At 40.1% G+C, this 18464-nt stretch carries 12 protein-coding genes; all 12 read left to right on the top strand.

The features are described from left to right. Positions 1-641 precede the first annotated feature (641 nt). The 12 genes from EL165_RS05910 to EL165_RS05855 all read left to right on the top strand — a co-directional run bounded on the left by EL165_RS05910 (position 642) and on the right by EL165_RS05855 (position 18461). Positions 642-1367 carry an NUDIX hydrolase gene (locus tag EL165_RS05910; protein ID WP_002978700.1) on the top strand — a complete coding sequence of 242 codons (726 nt, stop codon included), beginning with the start codon at positions 642-644 and terminating at the stop codon, positions 1365-1367. A 16-nt stretch (positions 1368-1383) separates the two neighbouring features. Beyond that, a complete protein-coding gene (locus EL165_RS05905; protein ID WP_002978701.1) occupies positions 1384-2868 on the top strand; it encodes a xylulokinase in 1485 nt (494 codons plus the stop codon). A 106-nt stretch (positions 2869-2974) separates the two neighbouring features. Further along, positions 2975-4303 carry a xylose isomerase gene (xylA, locus tag EL165_RS05900; RefSeq protein ID WP_002978702.1) on the top strand — a complete coding sequence of 443 codons (1329 nt, stop codon included), beginning with the start codon at positions 2975-2977 and terminating at the stop codon, positions 4301-4303. Between the two features lie 93 nt (positions 4304-4396). After that, complete coding sequence (locus tag EL165_RS05895; RefSeq protein ID WP_002978703.1) at positions 4397-7291, top strand: SusC/RagA family TonB-linked outer membrane protein; 2895 nt, start codon at positions 4397-4399, stop codon at positions 7289-7291. Positions 7292-7303: 12 nt separating this feature from the next. Further along, entirely contained in the window at positions 7304-9262 is a 1959-nt protein-coding gene (locus EL165_RS05890; RefSeq protein ID WP_002978704.1) for a RagB/SusD family nutrient uptake outer membrane protein, read from the top strand. A 95-nt stretch (positions 9263-9357) separates the two neighbouring features. Further along, positions 9358-10515, top strand: a complete 1158-nt coding sequence (gene uxuA, locus EL165_RS05885; RefSeq protein ID WP_232529166.1) for a mannonate dehydratase — start codon at positions 9358-9360, stop codon at positions 10513-10515. A gap of 31 nt (positions 10516-10546) precedes the next feature. After that, on the top strand, positions 10547-11362 hold the full coding sequence (locus tag EL165_RS05880; RefSeq protein ID WP_002978706.1) for an SDR family oxidoreductase: 816 nt from the start codon (positions 10547-10549) through the stop codon (positions 11360-11362). Between the two features lie 222 nt (positions 11363-11584). Then, positions 11585-13003, top strand: coding sequence for a glucuronate isomerase (uxaC, locus tag EL165_RS05875; RefSeq protein ID WP_002978707.1), 1419 nt, complete (start codon positions 11585-11587; stop codon positions 13001-13003). Positions 13004-13007: 4 nt separating this feature from the next. Continuing rightward, the gene (locus EL165_RS05870) at positions 13008-14006 is read left to right on the top strand and encodes a sugar kinase (protein WP_002978708.1); all 999 of its coding nucleotides are present in this window, start codon (positions 13008-13010) and stop codon (positions 14004-14006) included. Next, on the top strand, positions 14003-14638 hold the full coding sequence (locus tag EL165_RS05865; RefSeq protein WP_002978710.1) for a bifunctional 4-hydroxy-2-oxoglutarate aldolase/2-dehydro-3-deoxy-phosphogluconate aldolase: 636 nt from the start codon (positions 14003-14005) through the stop codon (positions 14636-14638). Before EL165_RS05870 ends, EL165_RS05865 begins: the two co-directional genes overlap by 4 nt. Further along, positions 14639-15913, top strand: a complete 1275-nt coding sequence (locus EL165_RS05860; RefSeq protein WP_002978711.1) for an MFS transporter — start codon at positions 14639-14641, stop codon at positions 15911-15913. Positions 15914-15950: 37 nt separating this feature from the next. Then, the gene (locus EL165_RS05855; protein ID WP_002978713.1) at positions 15951-18461 is read left to right on the top strand and encodes a glycoside hydrolase family 95 protein; all 2511 of its coding nucleotides are present in this window, start codon (positions 15951-15953) and stop codon (positions 18459-18461) included. Positions 18462-18464 lie beyond the last annotated feature (3 nt).

Below are 18464 nucleotides of genomic sequence, written 5' to 3'. Positions count from 1 at the left end.
GGATATTTTGTAATGGGTTATTGGCTCTTGAGGTGAATCAAATTTCGATATTTAGCCGATGCAATCATATGAGTATGGTCATAATAAGAATATAGCTGTCCGGAAATTCAAAAATTTATGATATCCGGTCTTTGATCAAACTCATTTTGATATATCTTTTACTTTGAAGCGCAACGAAAATATAGATTGAAAATTCATTTGTTTAATCCGCTGTTTGCGAAGACTTCAAATATCTGGTATTTCTGCTTTTCAAATTCTTCATTTCGTAATTCTTTATGGTTAGCGTATGAAAAATGGTGAATAAAGATCTGTTTTTGATGGCAATTTATTAATGAAAAGTGTGTTTTTTACATTTTTTTTTCAAGCAAAATGAAAAAAAAAATTATTCTTCTTATCATAATATTTATTCTGAAAATTCAAATTTTTTTTGAAGCTGATTATGATTGCAATTAATTGTGAATTCATATCTTATGAAAATACTAAGTGTAAAATTAATGATAACCTTATCATAATTTTTATACAATTGATATCATAAAAAATCGATATGTAATGTATTGATAAGCAGTAGATAATGACGGATTTATTTTTTTTATTCAGATGAATTTTTATATTTGTAATGTTACCAAAATGTTAACAAACTAATGAATCAGAACTTTATTCATACCTATGTCTCTGTAGATTGTGTTGTATTTGGATTTGACCATGAAAACCGGTTGAATATCTTATTAGTACAACGCCATGTTGATGATATCCCATTGGAAAAACAGCGAAAACTGCCGGGAAGCCTCATCTTTAGCGATGAAGATGTAGATGACGCTGCACAAAGGGTACTTCATGAGCTTACGGGAATAAAGAAAATGGTTCTTAAACAGTTCCGATGCTTTGCTGATCCTATGAGAGCAAGCAACGTACATGATATAAAATGGATGGATAAGGAATATAAGCATCATATAGACAGGATCATCACAGTGGCTTATCTTTCCCTTTGCAAAATAGACCATAAGATCAACAGTACGAAGTATGATACCGTAGACTGGTATCCTATTGATGAGGTGCCGGTATTGCCATTCGATCATAACAAAATTATCAATGAATCCCTTATTGAGATCAGAAAATGGATTGAATCTGATTTCTCCATTATTTTCGAGCTGCTGCCGAAAAGATTTACCATAAGACAGCTTTATCAGCTATACAGTGCTTTAAGCGAAAAAAATATCGATATCAAGAATTTTCATAAGAAAATATCTTCGTTCCCCTATATTGTTCCTTTGGATGAAATCCAAAAAGATGTATCACACCGTGCCGCAAGATATTACAGGTTTGATGCCAAGATTTACAAGAAAAACAATACAAAACTTATAAAATAATCTTTTTTTTAATATTATGTACTTACTAGGCTATGACATTGGCAGTTCTTCTGTGAAAGTTTGTCTCATCGAGGCATCCAGTGGAAAGGTGATTGCTTCTAAATTTTCTCCCAAAAAAGAAATGAAAATCACTGCTATAAATCCGGGATGGGCAGAGCAAAATCCAGTTGACTGGTGGATCAATCTGAAATTGGCCCACGAAGCTGTCATGCATGAATCTGGAGTACATGCTGAAGATATCAAAGGAATCGGAATTACCTGGCAGATGCATGGGTTGATTCTTGTAGACAAAGATCAGAACCTTTTAAGACCATCCATTATCTGGTGTGACAGCCGCGCTGTGCCTTATGGTGAGCATGCTTTCAAAACCATAGGCGAAGAAAAATGTCTTTCTCATCTGTTGAATTCGCCGGGGAACTTTACAGCATCAAAGCTTGCATGGGTAAAAGAAAATGAGCCCGAAATTTTTGAAAAGATAGACAAAATAATGCTTCCCGGAGACTATATTGCCATGAGACTCTCCGGCCAGATAGGAATGACCATTGAAGGATTATCAGAAGGAATTTTCTGGGATTTTAAGAACAACTGCATCTCGGAAGATATTATTAACCATTATGGAATTCCCAAAAGTTTTTTCCCGGAAATTGTGCCTACATTTGGGATTCAGGCAACAGTTTCAAGGGCAGCAGCGGAAGAATTAGGATTGAAAGAAGGTACACCTATCTCTTACAGAGCGGGAGATCAGCCCAACAATGCGCTTTCCCTGAATGTTTTCAATCCGGGAGAAATTGCCTCTACAGCAGGAACTTCAGGAGTGGTATACGGAGTTCTGGACCAGCTGGAATATGATAAACTATCAAGGGTCAATACCTTTGCCCATGTCAATTATACTCCGGAACAGATCAGACTTGGGGTTTTGCTGTGTATCAACGGAACCGGTATTTTAAATTCGTGGCTGAAGCACAATTTTGCAACCTCACTTTCTTCTTATGGGGATATGAACGATATGGCTTCACTTTCACCGATTGGTTCAAAAGGATTAAGTATTATTCCTTTTGGAAACGGAGCCGAAAGAGTGCTGGAAAATAAAGATACAAGCTGTTCTATTCACGGAATTAATTTCAACATACATACAAAAGGAGATATACTGCGTGCGGCGCAGGAAGGTATTGTATTCTCTTATGAATACGGAATGGATATCATGAGAAACATCGGAATGGATATCCAGGTCATCCGTGCAGGAAATGCCAACATGTTTTTAAGTTCAATTTTTCGCCAGTCGCTATCCAGTGTAAGCAATGCGGTCATTGAACTTTATGATACCGATGGAGCGGTAGGAGCAGCAAGAGCTGCCGGAATGGGAATAGGATTTTATTCAGATTCCAGAGAAGCATTTTCTTCACTTGAACAGATAGCAGTGATAGAGCCCGAACACGAAAAACGAGAACAATATTTAGAAGCCTATGGCAGATGGAAACATCATCTTAACGAAATAATCTAGGACCATTACAACAGTATTTTTCATCCTCTTACTGACTCTTAAGAACCAGTGAGAAGGGGATCTCTACGCAAAAAATTAAGAATAAATAAAAAATAATCAAATAAATATGAACACTTTAACAGGTACAAAAGAGTTTTTTACGGGTATTGAAAAAATTAAGTTTGAAGGGAAGGAGAGCAGGAACCCGTTGGCATTCCGCTATTATGATGCGGAAAAGATCGTGATGGGAAAACCTATGAAAGACTGGACAAGATTTGCGATGGCATGGTGGCACACCTTATGTGCAAACGGAAGTGATCCGTTCGGGGGACCTACCATCCACCATCCATGGGATATCGGAAATGATCCGTTAACAAGAGCAATGCACAAAATGGATGCAGGTTTTGAATTCATGTCTAAAATGGGCTTCAACTATTACTGCTTTCATGATATTGATCTTGTAGACCCAGCCAGCAACTGGAAAGACTACGAGAAAAATATGCAGACTATCGTGGAATACGCCAAACAAAAGCAGCAGGAAACAGGCATTAAGCTTTTATGGGGAACAGCGAATGTTTTCACCCATGAAAGATACATGAACGGAGCTTCTACAAACCCAAATTTTGATGTTGTTGCTTGCGCAGGAACGCAGGTGAAAAACTCAATAGATGCTACGATAGCGCTTGGTGGTGAAAATTATGTTTTCTGGGGCGGAAGAGAAGGATATATGAGCCTTTTGAATACCGATATGAAGCGTGAAAAAGATCATCTTGCACGTTTCCTTTCGATGTCGAGAGATTATGCACGTCAGCAGGGCTTTAAAGGAACTTTCCTGATTGAACCAAAACCAATGGAGCCTACCAAACACCAGTACGATTATGATTCTGAAACAGTAATCGGATTCCTGAGACATTACGGATTAGACAAAGATTTCAAACTAAATATCGAAGTAAACCATGCTACATTGGCAGGTCACACATTCGAGCATGAGCTTCAGGTAGCTGTTGATGCAGGACTTTTAGGAAGCATTGATGCCAACAGAGGAGATTATCAGAACGGATGGGATACAGACCAGTTCCCGATCGATTACTACGACATGGTTCAGGCATGGCTGGTATTGCTTCCGGCAGGAGGTCTGGGAACCGGAGGGGTGAATTTTGATGCCAAAATCAGAAGAAATTCCATTGATGCTGAAGATTTGTTCATCTCCCACATTTCAGGGATGGATGTATTTGCAAAAGGTCTTCTTGCAGCGGCTGATATCCTTGAAAATTCAGATTACAAAAAACTGAGAACAGACCGTTATGCTTCTTTTGATAACGGAAACGGAAAAGCATTTGAAGAAGGCTCGCTTACTTTGGAAGATCTGCAGAGAATCGCTCACGAAATCGGCGAACCACAGCCAAAAAGCGGAAAACAGGAATTGTTTGAAGCCATCGTGAATATGTATATATAATAAAAAATAAAAGGCTTATAAACACTAAGGATTTTTATACACAATAATTATTAAAGAGCCTTTTATTCAACAACTAATACTAAAATAATAATTATGAACCGATTTTATTTCAATAAAAGCAATAGAGCCGCATTATTCTTTGCAATGACTTTATTGCCTTCCGGCATAGCATATTCACAGGTTAAGAAAGATACAGTAGCTAAAGAAAATAAAATAGATGAAGTTGTTGTGATAGGATATGGAACCCAGAGAAAAGAAGCTGTAACAGGCTCTGTAGCCACTGTAAAAGGAGATGCCCTGCGTGAAGTACCCTCTGCCAACATTACCCAGGCATTACAGGGAAGAACGGCAGGGGTAGATATCTCTCAAAGTTCCACTAAGCCGGGTGCTGCCATGCAGATCCGTATCAGGGGAACAAGATCGCTGACAGGAGATAATAACCCGTTGATCGTACTGGATGGTATTCCTTTCGTGGGATCGCTGGGAGACATAAGCTCAAGTGATATCAAAAGTATTGACATCCTGAAAGATGCCTCCGCTACAGCCATCTACGGGTCAAGAGGAGCAAACGGTGTTATTCTCGTCACCACCAACAGAGGAGCAAAAGGGCAGAAACCTAAATTTACCTATAACACCTTTACAGGAGTTCAGACTTTATTTTCAAAATATCCGATGATGGATGGACCTCAGTTTGCAAAGCTGCGTGCTTATGCCATTCCTGCAGGAAATACAACCCCTTTGTATTCAAACGGAGCTGATGAAAATAACAGTGTCAATACGGACTGGCAAAGCCTGTTTTATAAGCCGGCGATGATGACCAGCCATGATGTAGGGGTTTCAGGAGGAACAGAAGGTGGAAATTACAATGTAGGATTATCCTATTTTAAACAAAATGCATTAATTCCTGTTCAGAGTTATGAAAGATTTGCTCTGAGAATGGCCATTGACCAGCAGGTAGGATCTGTCTTTAAGTTTGGTTTTACAACCAATACAAACTATTCGGTTTCGGAAGGAAACGGAGTAAACCCGGGTGCAGTTCTGGGATATTCTCCTATTGCCGATCCTTACAATGCGGACGGAAGCCCGAAAAGAGTAATGAGCACCGCAGGAGGTATTGATCAGACATGGATTTATACCAGAAAAAGCTTGGAGAGCCTGGCAGACAAATATATTGATGAAACCAAAGCTTTTGCATCCTATAATAACCTTTACGGAGAAGCCAGCCTTCCCATCAAAGGATTAAAATACAGGTTAAATGTAGGGTTGGATTTCCGTACCTCAAACAGCGGAAACTACAGTGGTGTGGGAGTCTTCAATACAAACCCTCTGGGGCCGTCAGCGGCAGGAAAAGGGAATAACCAGACTTATCACTGGGTATTGGAAAACCTCCTGACGTACGACCGTACATTCGGAAAACATAAGATCAACGCTGTAGCATTATACTCCGCGGAACAGAATAAATATACAAGCTCATACATGAGTGCAAAAAATGTCCCTGCAGACTTTTTCCAGTATTATAACCTGGGACAGTCGCCTCAGGCAGACATTACGGTAAGACCTGAAGACCAGGTGTATTCGAAAACCGGGTTGCTTTCTGCTATGGGAAGAATCATGTATACCTATGATAACAAGTATATGCTTACAGCAACACTTCGTGCCGACGGATCTTCCAGACTGGCACCGGGTAACAAATGGCATACATATCCTGCATTATCATTGGGATGGAATGTTACCAACGAATCCTTCATGCAGAATATCAAAGCCATTAATCTCCTTAAATTCAGAGCAGGATGGGGGCAGACCTCCAATCAGGCAGTAGATCCTTACACTACAATGGGAAGATTTAATGTCGCTCCTTATAATTATGGACTTGCAGGAAGTACAGGGATTTACGGAAGCCAGCCGCCAAACCCGAATTTAGGATGGGAATATTCAAAAACACAAAACTACGGGGTAGATTTCGGAATCCTGAACAACCGCCTTACGGGAAGTGTGGAGTATTACAAAACCCATACTTATGACCTGTTGACACAGAAAAGCCTTCCTCCATCAAGCGGTTGGGCATCCATTGTTTCCAATGTGGCAGAAACAGAAAATAAAGGGGTGGAAATTTCCTTGAACGGAGTTATTTTTGATAACCCGGATGGGTTTACATGGGAAGCAGGAGTTAATTTTTACACCAATAAAAACAAAATTTTATCGCTTGCATCCGGAACACCACGTGATATCAATAACTTATGGTTCGTAGGGCATAATATTAATTCATTGTATGATTATCAATACATCGGTCTTTGGCAGGCTGGTGACCCGTATCAGAGCATTCTGGAGCCGGGAACTGCTGATGATGTGGTAGGATCTATCAAGGTTCTTTACACCGGAGGCTATAATGCCGACGGAACTCCGGTAAGAGCAATAGGACCGGATGACAGACAGATTTTTGATACCGCTCCGAAATTCCAGGGAGGATTTAATATGCGTTTTGCCTACAAGAATTTTGAACTAAGTACAGTAGGAGCTTTCCAGCACGGAGGAATCCTGGTAAGTACTATTTACGGATCTGCAAGTTATCTTAACAGATTAACGGGAAGAGGGAACAACGTGGATGTGGATTACTGGACAGAAGATAATACAGGAGCTTATTTTCCGCGTCCGGGACGTCATTTGAGTGGTGACAATCCGAAGTATTCTTCTACTTTAGCGATGTTTGATGCTTCTTACCTTAAGCTTCGTACCATTACATTAGGCTATAATGTTAATAAAGATTTTTTAAAGGATCTGAAAATTACCAGCTTAAGAATTTACTTCACCGTAACCAATCCTGTAGTCTTATTCTCTCCTTATCATAAGTTCTCAGGAATGGATCCGGAACCAAACTCTTTCGGAAATGAAAACCAGGCAGTAAGCGGATATCCAAACCGTCAGCTTGTTATAGGAGCTAACAACCCTTCCACAAGAAATTACTTAATGGGACTTAACTTAACCTTTTAAAACTGTACTGTCATGATAAATTTTAACAAAAAACTGCTATTAGGAGCAATCTTTTTATCCTTAACATTTACAGGTTGTAATGAAATTCTTGATGAGCAGCCAAGAGCAATCTATACAGCTGACTATTTTAACACACCGGACGGGGTTAATCAGGGATTTACAGCTTTATACAGACAGATGAGATTACTGTATGGCAATGGCTACTTTATGAGCAATTGTCAGAACGGAACAGACGAATCTACCTGGGCACAAAGTGCGGACGGTAACTTTAAGGAATTAGATATGTCCGGAAACGGGATTATCAATTCCAATACTTTTCCTACAAGTATGGTCTGGAACTCTGTATTCCCGTATATCAATACTGCCAACGGAATTATTGAAAAAGGACCAGGATTCGGAATTGCAGAATCTATGATCTCTGAAGCCCGTTTCTTCCGTGGATTTTATTACTTCATGCTCGTTCAGACCTATGGAGGAGTTCCTCTGGATTTAGGAGCAGGAGAATTGAAATATAATACTTTACCTTCCACCTCTTCAGCAAGAAATACGGTGCCGGAAGTATACACAAAAACAGTTTTTGCTGACCTTAAAAAAGCAATAGAAAACCTGCCTGCCTCACCAAGGGTAACCGGAGGGGTAACTAAAAATGTAGCAAGACTGATGCTTGCCAAAGCTTACCTTACTTATGGATGGTGGCTGCAGAATCCAAACGGCATTCCAACTTATCCCGAAGTGGCAAGAACTGATCCTGACGGACACAATGCCCAGTGGTATTTCCAGCAGGCTTATGATATCGCTATGGAAGGAATCAACAATCCCGGACCTTACGCGCTTCAGCCTACCTTCTATGATGTCAATGTAGGTTCAAATGACAGGAATACCGAATCCATGCTTTATGCAGACCATACACAGTCAAGTACTTATTATAACGAAAGCGACCCTGTAGGATTTGGTTCAGGCTGGGCTCCGGACAATTTTGCCGCATGGATGCAGACCTGGAACTATACTGCCATCAAAAGTAGTAAAACAACAGCATGGGTTGGAGCAGACGTAGTAAGTTCAGTACAGAGAGAAGCAGCACAGTCACTGGGACGTCCTTGGGTTCGTATGTGTCCTACTTTAGGGGTTATTAAAAATACTTTTGCAGATAAAACCAACGATTCCCGTTATGATGGAACTTTTGTAACCACGTACAGAGGAAACTGGAACAAGAATGGAACAGGCCTTACAACGGTTCCTGTACTGTATAACGCCAATAATTTACCTGTACAGCCGGGAGGAGCTATCTTAAGCTTCCTGAATGATGACAGCCAGATGCCTTCTTACCCTACAGGATCCGGACAAAGCGGTGTAGGAGCAGGAACCCTTCCGGGAAGAGCAGACTGGGTTATTGCACCGAACGGAATCAGCAGAATTGTATATCCTGGATTATGGAAAATAGGAACTTACCGTACCGATGATCCAAACGGTTTAGGATATCCGAATGCCGGATTAACCCGTCCTTTCAGCGTTGCCAAATTCTCAGAATTCTATTTTATTGCCGCAGAAGCAGCCGTAAAAGGTGCCGCAGGATCTATGACAGCCAAAGACCTTATCAATGTGATCCGTGCCCGTGCCGGAAAGTGGAAGTTTAATAATGCCCAGAATACCGCTTATGTAGCAGATAATAGCGCTGCGATGACAGCGGCCACACCTGCCGTAATTACCATTGATTATATCCTTGCGGAGAGATCCCGTGAATATTACGGAGAATTCTACAGATGGTATGATCTGGTACGTACACAGAAGTGGGGAGATTATGCGGCTACCTATCAGATCGGAGGAGCCTCTTATGGAGATCACTCTCCGCAGACGGTAACAAGAACGATCAAACCTTTTCACTATCTGAGACCAATTCCTCAGAGTCAGATTGATGCGATGGAAGTATCGGCAGATATAAAGGCAAAATATCAGAATCCCGGATACAATTAATTTCATTCTACATTCATATCAGCAACAGAGTAGGTGTGAGAACACCTGCTTTGTTTATCTGAATTAAAACTATACATTATGGAAAAAACCTGGCGTTGGTTTGGAAAAAAGACAAAATACAGCTGAGCACGCTCCGTCAAATAGGAGTAGAAGGAATTGTTTCTGCACTGCATGATATCCCAAACGGAGAAATCTGGAATTTGGAGGCCATCAATGATTATAAAAACTATATAGAAAGCCACGGACTTCGCTGGTCTGTTGTTGAAAGTCTTCCTGTGAGTGAAGCGATCAAATACGGAGGGGAAGACCGTGACTCTTTAATAGAAAATTATATCACGAGCCTTGAAAATCTGGGTAAAGCAGGAGTTACAACAGTTTGCTACAACTTTATGCCCGTTCTCGACTGGGCGCGCACCGATCTTTTTCACGAATGGGAAGACGGTTCTTCATCACTTTATTTTGACAAAGCCAAGTTTGCGTACTTCGAAATTTATATCCTTCAAAGAAAGGGGGCAGAAAACGACTATAACCCGGAGATTCTTCAGAAGGTAGAAGAATTAAAAAATACATTAACGGAGAAAGATAACAATGACCTGATAGATTCTGTTATTGTAAAAACACAGGGATTCGTGAACGGAAATATCAAAGAAGGTGAATTGAATCCTGTAGAAAAGTTTAAAAGTTTACTGGCATTGTATGATGGTATCGATAAACATCAACTACGTCAGAATATGAAATATTTCCTTGAAAAAATAATGCCTGTCTGTGAAAAATGGAATATCCAGATGTGCGTACATCCTGATGATCCGCCGTTTTCATTACTGGGCTTACCAAGAATAGTGACCAATGAAGAAGATATTGACTGGCTTCTGAAAGCTGTTGATAACCCTCACAACGGATTGACTTTCTGTGCCGGATCTTTAAGCGCCAACCTTCAGAATGATGTTCCAAAGCTTGCGCAAAAATTTGCTCATCGTACCAAATTCGTTCACCTGAGAAGTACAAATGTCTTTGAAAATGGTGACTTCATCGAGGCTCATCATCTGGGAGGAAGAGGAAGGCTCATCGAAGTAATCCGTGTATTCGAAAAAGAAAATTCTGATCTTCCTATGAGAATTGATCACGGAAGACTTTTAACAGAAGATATTGACAAAGGATATAATCCCGGCTATTCATTTTTAGGAAGAATGCTGGCATTGGGCCAGATTGAAGGAGTAATGGCCGCAGTACAGTCGGAATTACAGAAAAATTAAACTGCGTTTGTAATAAATAATAAAAAGTAAAATGAAAGACCTGTTTAGTATTGAAAACAAAGTAGCAGTCATCACAGGGGCTTCGGGTGTTTTGGGAGGTAGCCTTGCCAAAAGTTTTATAGAGGCCGGTGCCAAAGTTGTGGCTCTGGGAAGAAACCAGGAAACACTGGATGCACGTGTAAAAGAGCTTACAGATTTGGGCGGGGATGCACTTGCTGTAGAAGCCAATGTGATGGATATTGAAAGCCTTAAAGCTGCCGTAGAAAAAATAAAAGAAAAATATGGCAGCATTGATGTTCTGCTCAATATAGCCGGTGGAAATATTCCGTCAGCAACCTTATCACCCGAACAGTCATTTTTCGATATGGATATGAAAGGATGGGCAGAAGTTACCGATCTTAATATCAACGGAACCGTTTACCCGAGCTATGTTTTCGGAAAAGTAATGGCTGAGCAGGGAAGCGGCAACATTATTAATATTTCTTCCATGGCTGCTTATTCAGCGATTACAAGAGTGGCCGGATATTCTGCCGCCAAATCAGCAATTACCAATTTTACCCAATGGCTGGCCTCTGACCTTGCATTGAAATTCGGAGATAAGATACGGGTAAATGCAGTGGCACCAGGTTTTTTTATTGGAGATCAGAACCGTGCTATTCTGTTGAATCCGGATGGAAGCTTAACGGAGAGAAGTAAAAAAGTAATGGCGAAAACACCCATGCAGAGATTTGGAGAAGTAGAAGAACTGAACGGAGTTGTACAGTTTCTGTGTTCAGATGCCGCAAGTTTTATTACAGGAGCACTGATTCCTGTTGACGGAGGCTTCAGCGCATTCAGCGGAGTATAAAAACTAATTTCTTCATATCATCAAACAGGACCTTAGTGGTTTCATTAAGGGTTCTGTTTTTAAATGTAGACACCAAGTGTTGTGAAAATCTTTGATTTTCATCTTATGTGAACTTTTCTGCATAAGCATAATTGAAGTGTTCTAAAAACAAAGCTTTTGTGACTTTTGTGGTTTTGCAGAGCTTAAACAAGTTAATTAAATCCAGGATTGTAAAAATAAATAATGAGTAATTCCATTAAAAATAAAGATGTTTTCGGAAAACTGTTTCTGCTTGAATCGGCAAAAGCAGAAAATCTGTATTTCGGTTATGCCAAAGACATGCCGGTTATTGATTACCATAATCATCTTGAGCCGGATGTTATTTCTGCTAATCAGAATTTCCGTTCCCCAAATGCTATCTGGCTGGATGGTGACCATTACAAATGGAGAGCCATGAGAAATTTTGGCATTGATGAACAGTTTATTTCCGGAAATGCTTCAGATTATGAAAAATTCATGAAATGGGCCGAAGTGGTGCCTTATACTCTTCGCAATCCCTTGTTTCACTGGACGCATCTGGAACTCAAAAATCCTTTTGGAATCAGCGAATATTTATCATCCAATAATGCAGATACCGTGTATCATCAGATGAATGAAAGTCTGCAGACACCTGGTTTTTTGCCACAATCCATTATTGAAAATTTTAAAGTAGAAGCCTTATGTACTACAGATGATCCTGCTGATGATCTGGCTCATCACAAGGCTTTAAAAAACAGTGGGTTTAACACAGCTGTTCTTCCGGCTTTCCGCCCTGATGCCTATATCAATATGATTAATCCTGAACAGTATCTTTCAGGAATTAAAAAGCTTGAAAAAGTATGCGGATTTTCAATCACATCAGTCTCTGATCTTCTGAACGCACTTCAGGGAAGAATCAATTATTTTGTGGAAGCAGGAGCAAAAGTAGCTGACCACGGCTTTGAATATTTTCCGGATATCACAAAATGGAATCATAGCCTTGAAAAAGAGTTTTCTGAATTCCTGAAGGGCAATCTCTCAACATTTTCCGATCCGGATGCATTATGCGGCTATTTGCTGAAAGAGCTTTGCAAAATGTATGCAGAAAAAGACTGGGTACAGCAGTTTCATGTAGGAGCAACCCGAAACAACAATTCAGAAATGTTCAGAAAAATAGGTGCCAATGCAGGATATGATGCCATTGGAGAACCCTATTATGCACAGAGGTTGAGCATTTTATTGGATGCATTGAATTCAGAAGGAAAACTGGCTAAAACCATTATTTACAATCTGAATCCAGCATTTAACGAAGTTCTTGCATCTCTTGCCGGAAACTTCAACGAAGGAGGTATCAAATCCAAAGTACAGTTTGGAGCAGCCTGGTGGTTTCTTGATCAGCTAGATGGGATGACAAAACAGATGAATACGCTTTCCAATATCGGTCTGATCAGCACTTTTGTCGGAATGTTGACTGATTCCCGAAGCCTGCTGTCATTCTCAAGACACGATTATTTCAGAAGACTTTTGTGCAATCTGTTCGGAAGTGAAATGGAAAGAGGTCTGCTGCCCGATGATGAAAAATGGGTAGGAAAGATCATTCAGGATATCTGTTATCACAATACAAAAAATTATTTTGAAATCTAATACCATGCAGGATTCAGCTAAAATACTATGTTTCGGGGAACTGCTTCTCCATTTTGCCCCGGATTCCGAAGGAAACTGGCTCAATGAACAGTCTCTGAAGATGTATGTTGGTGGTGCTGAATACAATGTAGCAGCAGCACTTTCCCAGTGGAAGAATTCTGTGAAACTGTTATCAGCCTTACCGGATAATTTTGTAGCAAACCAGCTGGAATCTCAGCTTAAAAATAAAGGAATAGAAGTCCTTGCAGAAAAAAACAAGGGGAGAATAGGAACATTTTATCTTTCTTCCGATGGCGATATGCAGAATGCTTCAGTGGTTTACGACCGATTTCCGTCTGTTTTTACCCAGTCGGATTTTGAAAATTTCAGTGATGATGAGATATTTTCAGGAGTAAAATGGCTGCATATCAGCACCATTACGCCGGCTTTGAGTGACAATGCATTCCGCAAATGTCTGCAAATCATGAAAGAAGCCAGAACAAGAAATATCACGGTTTCACTCGACCTGAATTATAGAGCGTTGCTTTGGCAAAACCAGAATCCTCACAAAATTAAAGAGCTGATGCCTTTTGTGAATGTTCTCATGGGAAATATCTGGTCTGTGGAGCAGTTCCTGGATATTCCTGTTGAATATGAACTTAACGGAAATTTCGATGATGAAAACCTTCTGAAACAGGCTGAAAAAACAGCATTGGAAATCAGAAGACAATTCCCGGAGGTAGAAAAAATTGCGAATACTTTCCGCTTTACAAACGGGGAACAGGTGAATTACTTTGCCACCTTATTTGCTGATGAACAGCTTTTGATTTCAGAAAAATATAATTCAGATACCATTAAAGAAAGAGTAGGAAGCGGTGATTCTTTCATGGCCGCTTTGATTCATGGAATTTTAAAAGGAAATCCTGAACAGCAGGTTCTGGAAGATGCTACAAAAGTTGCTTTTAAAAAGCTTTTTGTAAAGGGAGATACCATTGATGAAAGCATTAATATCGAAACATTATGAATGAAATAGTACAAAAAATAAAAGACCAGAAAATTGTTCCGTTGTTTTATAACGAATCGTTTGAAGTCTCAAAAAATATCATAAAAGCTTTATACGAAGCAGGAATCCGTGTGATAGAATATACTAACCGCGGCCATCAGGCACTGGAAAATTTCACTAAGCTGAAAGAAATTTCCCATACAGAATTTCCTGATCTTCTGTTAGGAATCGGGACGGTAAAAAATATACAGGAAATGGATGATTATGCTAACGTAAAATCAGATTTTATCATTACACCTGTTATCAATGAGGCATTGGTAAACCATGCTCTCGAAAAAAATATACTTCTGATTCCGGGCTGCTTTACCCCTTCCGATATCAATATCGCGCATCAGAATGGGTTAACACTGGTTAAAATATTTCCGGCTGATGCTTTAGGAAAGAACTACATCAAATCGGTACAGCCTGTTTTTCCGGGAATGAATTTTATGCCAACCGGAGGAATCCATGCTGAAACTGAAGATATCAGAGAATGGCTCAATGGAGGTGCCATAGCAGCAGGGTTGGGAAGTTCCCTTATTGGAAAAGATTGTAATGAAGAAGAATTGACCCAGAAAACACAGAATTTATTACAACAACTTAATCATAATTAAATGCAGGCTCCTCAAAACCGCAATATAAGATGGTGGATGCTGTCCCTTGTCTTTCTCGCCACTACGATCAATTATCTTGACCGTCAGGTAATGGGTTTACTGAAACCTGTACTGGAAAAAGAATTTAGCTGGGATGAAAAAGATTACAGCTATATCGTTATGGCCTTTACCACGACATATGCCATCGGTTACATGGCGATGGGAAGGTTTATAGACAGGGTAGGAACCAAAATCGGGTATGCGGCTTCCCTTATTGTATGGAGTTTGGCGTCGATAGGACATGGTCTTGTAAAAAGTACCATCGGGTTTATCATTGCGAGAAGCACGTTGGGAATAAGTGAAGCAGGAAATTTCCCTGCTGCCATCAAGTCTGTCGCTGAATGGTTTCCGAAAAAAGAAAGAGCACTGGCAACGGGAATTTTTAACTCAGGAGCAACGGTGGGAGCTATTTTAGCACCGCTATTGGTTCCGTTCATTCTCGGACATTACGGGTGGAGGCAGACTTTTGTCTGGATCGGCGCTTTGGGTATGGTTTGGATTGTCCTTTGGTGGAAATTCTATGCCGTACCGGAAAAAACAAAAAATCTCAGCAAGGAAGAATTGCAGTACATAAAAAGTGATCAGGCTGAAAAAGCAGAGGAAAAAACCAAAATTCCTTTATCGGAATTACTGAAATATAAAGTAACTTGGTCATTTGCCATTGGTAAAATTTTAACTGATCCTATCTGGTATTTCTTCATGTTCTGGCTGCCGGCGTATTTTTCGGATGTATTCAAAATGGATTTAACAAAACCATCGCTTCCATTAATTATTATCTACAGCGGAACCACGATCGGAAGTATCGGTGGAGGATATCTCTCATCATTTCTGATCAAAAAAGGCTGGGCCATCGGAAGAGCCAGAAGTATTACGATGTTACTGTTTGCTTTGATGGTAGTTCCGGTCATGTTCTCAAAATATGTAGATAATATGTGGATGATTACGATTATCATTGCTTTTGCAACAGCCGCACACCAGGGATGGGGAGCCAATCTTATGACCACGGTCGGAGATCAGTTACCAAACAGCTATGTAAGTTCTGTTATTGGTTTCGGCGGAATGCTCGGTTCAGCGGCAGGAATTATTTTTCCGTTGTTCATCGGGATTGTTTTGGACACATTCAAAAAGGCAGGAAACGTCAATGGCGGTTACAATATTATTTTCTTTATTGCAGGAATTTCATATGTTGCAGCCTGGGGACTCATTTCGTTGATTAACAGAAAGAAAACAGTTTAGTATAACAATAATATAGTTTGAAATTTAAAAAATAAAAATGAAATCCGGGCTTTACATCACCATAGGTCTTCTGATCAGTATATTTTCCTTTGCCCAGAAAGGAGGAAAGTATAAGCTGTGGTATGATAAACCCGCAAAACAATGGGTGGAAGCTCTACCGGTAGGAAACGGAAATATGGCAGCGATGGTTTATGGAGACCCTTATCAGGAAAAGCTTCAGCTGAATGAAGGGACATTCTGGTCTGGAGGTCCTTCCCGGAATGATAATCCGGATGCTCCAAAAGTTCTGGATTCAATCCGCTATTATTTATTTCATGGAAACTATAAAAGAGCCCAAATTCTTGCGGATAAGGGATTAACAGCTAAAACAGTTCACGGTTCGGCATTTCAGAATATTGGTGATTTTACACTGGATCTGAATAACCTTAAAGAGATCAGAAATTATTACAGAGAACTGGACATTGAAAAAGCAATAGCAACCACTACATTTACCTCTGGTGGCATTTATTTTAAAAGAGAAGTTTTTGCCTCAATTCCAGACCATGTAATCGTCATTAAATTGAGTTCAGATCACAAAAATGCACTGAACTTTACAGCGAAATTCAATAGTGAGCTTAAAAAGAACGTTAAAGCTATTGATGCCAATACTTTACAGATGGATGGGATTTCTTCCACATTAGACGGCATTCCGGGCCAGGTGAAATTCAATGCACTGGCAAAATTTATTACCAAAGGTGGGAAAACTCAAACCTCAGAGGAAGGAATTTCAGTAAGCAATGCTCATGAGGTCATGATTCTAATTTCCATTGCGACCAATTTTACAGACTACAAAAATTTAAATACAGACGAAGTTGCAAAAGCCAGAAAGTATATTGAAGCAGCAGCAAATAAAAGTTTCAAAACTTTAGTTCAAAACCATCTGAATGCTTATCAGAACTATTTCAAAAGGGTAGATCTGAATTTAGGAACTTCCGAAGCAGCAAAAAATCCTACAGATGTCCGGATTAAAAATTTTGCAACGGGTTATGACCCGGAACTCATTTCATTGTATTATCAGTTCGGGCGTTATCTCCTGATTTCTTCCTCTCAGCCGGGTGGCCAGCCTGCCAATCTGCAGGGGATCTGGAACAATTCCAATAAACCGGCCTGGGACAGCAAGTATACGATTAACATTAATACGGAAATGAATTACTGGCCGGCTGAAAAGACCAATCTTTCTGAAATGCATGAACCATTGATTCAGATGATAAAAGATTTGAGCGAAACAGGAAAAGAAACGGCAAAAACAATGTACAACAGCCGTGGCTGGGTAGCACATCATAACACCGATATCTGGAGAATAACAGGGGTAGTGGATTTTGCCAATGCCGGAATGTGGCCGATGGGCGGAGCCTGGCTTTCACAGCATTTGTGGGAAAAATATTTATACAGCGGAGACGAACACTATCTGCGAACTATTTATCCTGTTCTGAAATCTGCAGCACAGTTCTATGAAGACTTCCTGATTGAAGAGCCTGCGCATCACTGGTTGGTAGCAAGCCCGTCAATGTCACCCGAAAATATTCCGCAGGGACACCAGGGAAGTGCTCTGGCAGCGGGAAATACAATGGATAATCAGTTGATGTTCGACTTGTTCACCAAAACAAAAAAGGCAGCACAGATTCTCAATACAGATTCAGATAAAATTCAGGTCTGGAACACTATTATTTCAAAATTACCGCCGATGAAAATCGGAAGTTACGGACAATTGCAGGAATGGATGGAAGACCTGGACGATCCTAAAGATAACCACAGACATGTTTCGCATCTATATGGATTATTTCCTTCCAACCAGATCAGTCCCTTTACCACACCGGAATTGCTGGACGCCTCCAGAACTGTGCTTATTCACCGTGGTGATGTATCCACAGGCTGGTCAATGGGCTGGAAAGTCAATCTTTGGGCTAAATTATTAGATGGAAATCACGCCAATAAATTAATCAAAGATCAGTTAACACTGGTAGAAAAAGACGGTTGGGGCAGCAAAGGCGGAACGTATCCGAATCTTTTCGATGCCCATCCGCCATTCCAGATTGATGGAAATTTCGGCTGTACTTCCGGGATTACCGAAATGCTTCTGCAGACTCAAAATGGTTTTATAGACATTCTTCCAACACTTCCTGATGAGTGGAAAAGCGGCAGCATTTCAGGGCTGAAAGCGTATGGAGGCTTTGAAGTCAGTGTGAGCTGGGAAAATAATCAAGCTAAAGAAATGACCATAAAATCCGGATTGGGAGGAAACTGCAGAATAAGACTTCCGAACGAAATGAAACTTTCCGGAAACACAAAACTGAAAAATGCAGAAGGTAAAAACCCGAATCCTTTTTTTGAAATTCCGGAAACTCCAAAACCACTAATTTCTGACAAAGCAAGATTGAATCCTGTTGAAATTAAAACTGATCTTATCTATGATTTTCCGACTGAAGCAGGAAAGTTGTATACATTAAAATGGAGTGATAAAAGCTCTGAAAGACAATCTGAAACTAAATCTACTTACAATAAAAACTAAAAA

Source organism: Chryseobacterium gleum (assembly GCF_900636535.1).
Lineage (GTDB): Bacteria > Bacteroidota > Bacteroidia > Flavobacteriales > Weeksellaceae > Chryseobacterium > Chryseobacterium gleum.
This window is presented reverse-complemented; position numbering and strand designations above follow the sequence as displayed.

Coding starts and splice junctions, on each gene's coding strand:
- xylA (WP_002978702.1), top strand. CDS start 2,975: ATGAACACTTTAACAGGTACAAAAGAGTTTTTTACGGGTATTGAAAAA.
- EL165_RS05895 (WP_002978703.1), top strand. CDS start 4,397: ATGAACCGATTTTATTTCAATAAAAGCAATAGAGCCGCATTATTCTTT.
- EL165_RS05865 (WP_002978710.1), top strand. CDS start 14,003: ATGAATGAAATAGTACAAAAAATAAAAGACCAGAAAATTGTTCCGTTG.
- EL165_RS05860 (WP_002978711.1), top strand. CDS start 14,639: ATGCAGGCTCCTCAAAACCGCAATATAAGATGGTGGATGCTGTCCCTT.
- uxaC (WP_002978707.1), top strand. CDS start 11,585: ATGAGTAATTCCATTAAAAATAAAGATGTTTTCGGAAAACTGTTTCTG.
- EL165_RS05905 (WP_002978701.1), top strand. CDS start 1,384: ATGTACTTACTAGGCTATGACATTGGCAGTTCTTCTGTGAAAGTTTGT.
- EL165_RS05890 (WP_002978704.1), top strand. CDS start 7,304: ATGATAAATTTTAACAAAAAACTGCTATTAGGAGCAATCTTTTTATCC.
- EL165_RS05855 (WP_002978713.1), top strand. CDS start 15,951: ATGAAATCCGGGCTTTACATCACCATAGGTCTTCTGATCAGTATATTT.
- EL165_RS05880 (WP_002978706.1), top strand. CDS start 10,547: ATGAAAGACCTGTTTAGTATTGAAAACAAAGTAGCAGTCATCACAGGG.
- EL165_RS05870 (WP_002978708.1), top strand. CDS start 13,008: ATGCAGGATTCAGCTAAAATACTATGTTTCGGGGAACTGCTTCTCCAT.
- EL165_RS05910 (WP_002978700.1), top strand. CDS start 642: ATGAATCAGAACTTTATTCATACCTATGTCTCTGTAGATTGTGTTGTA.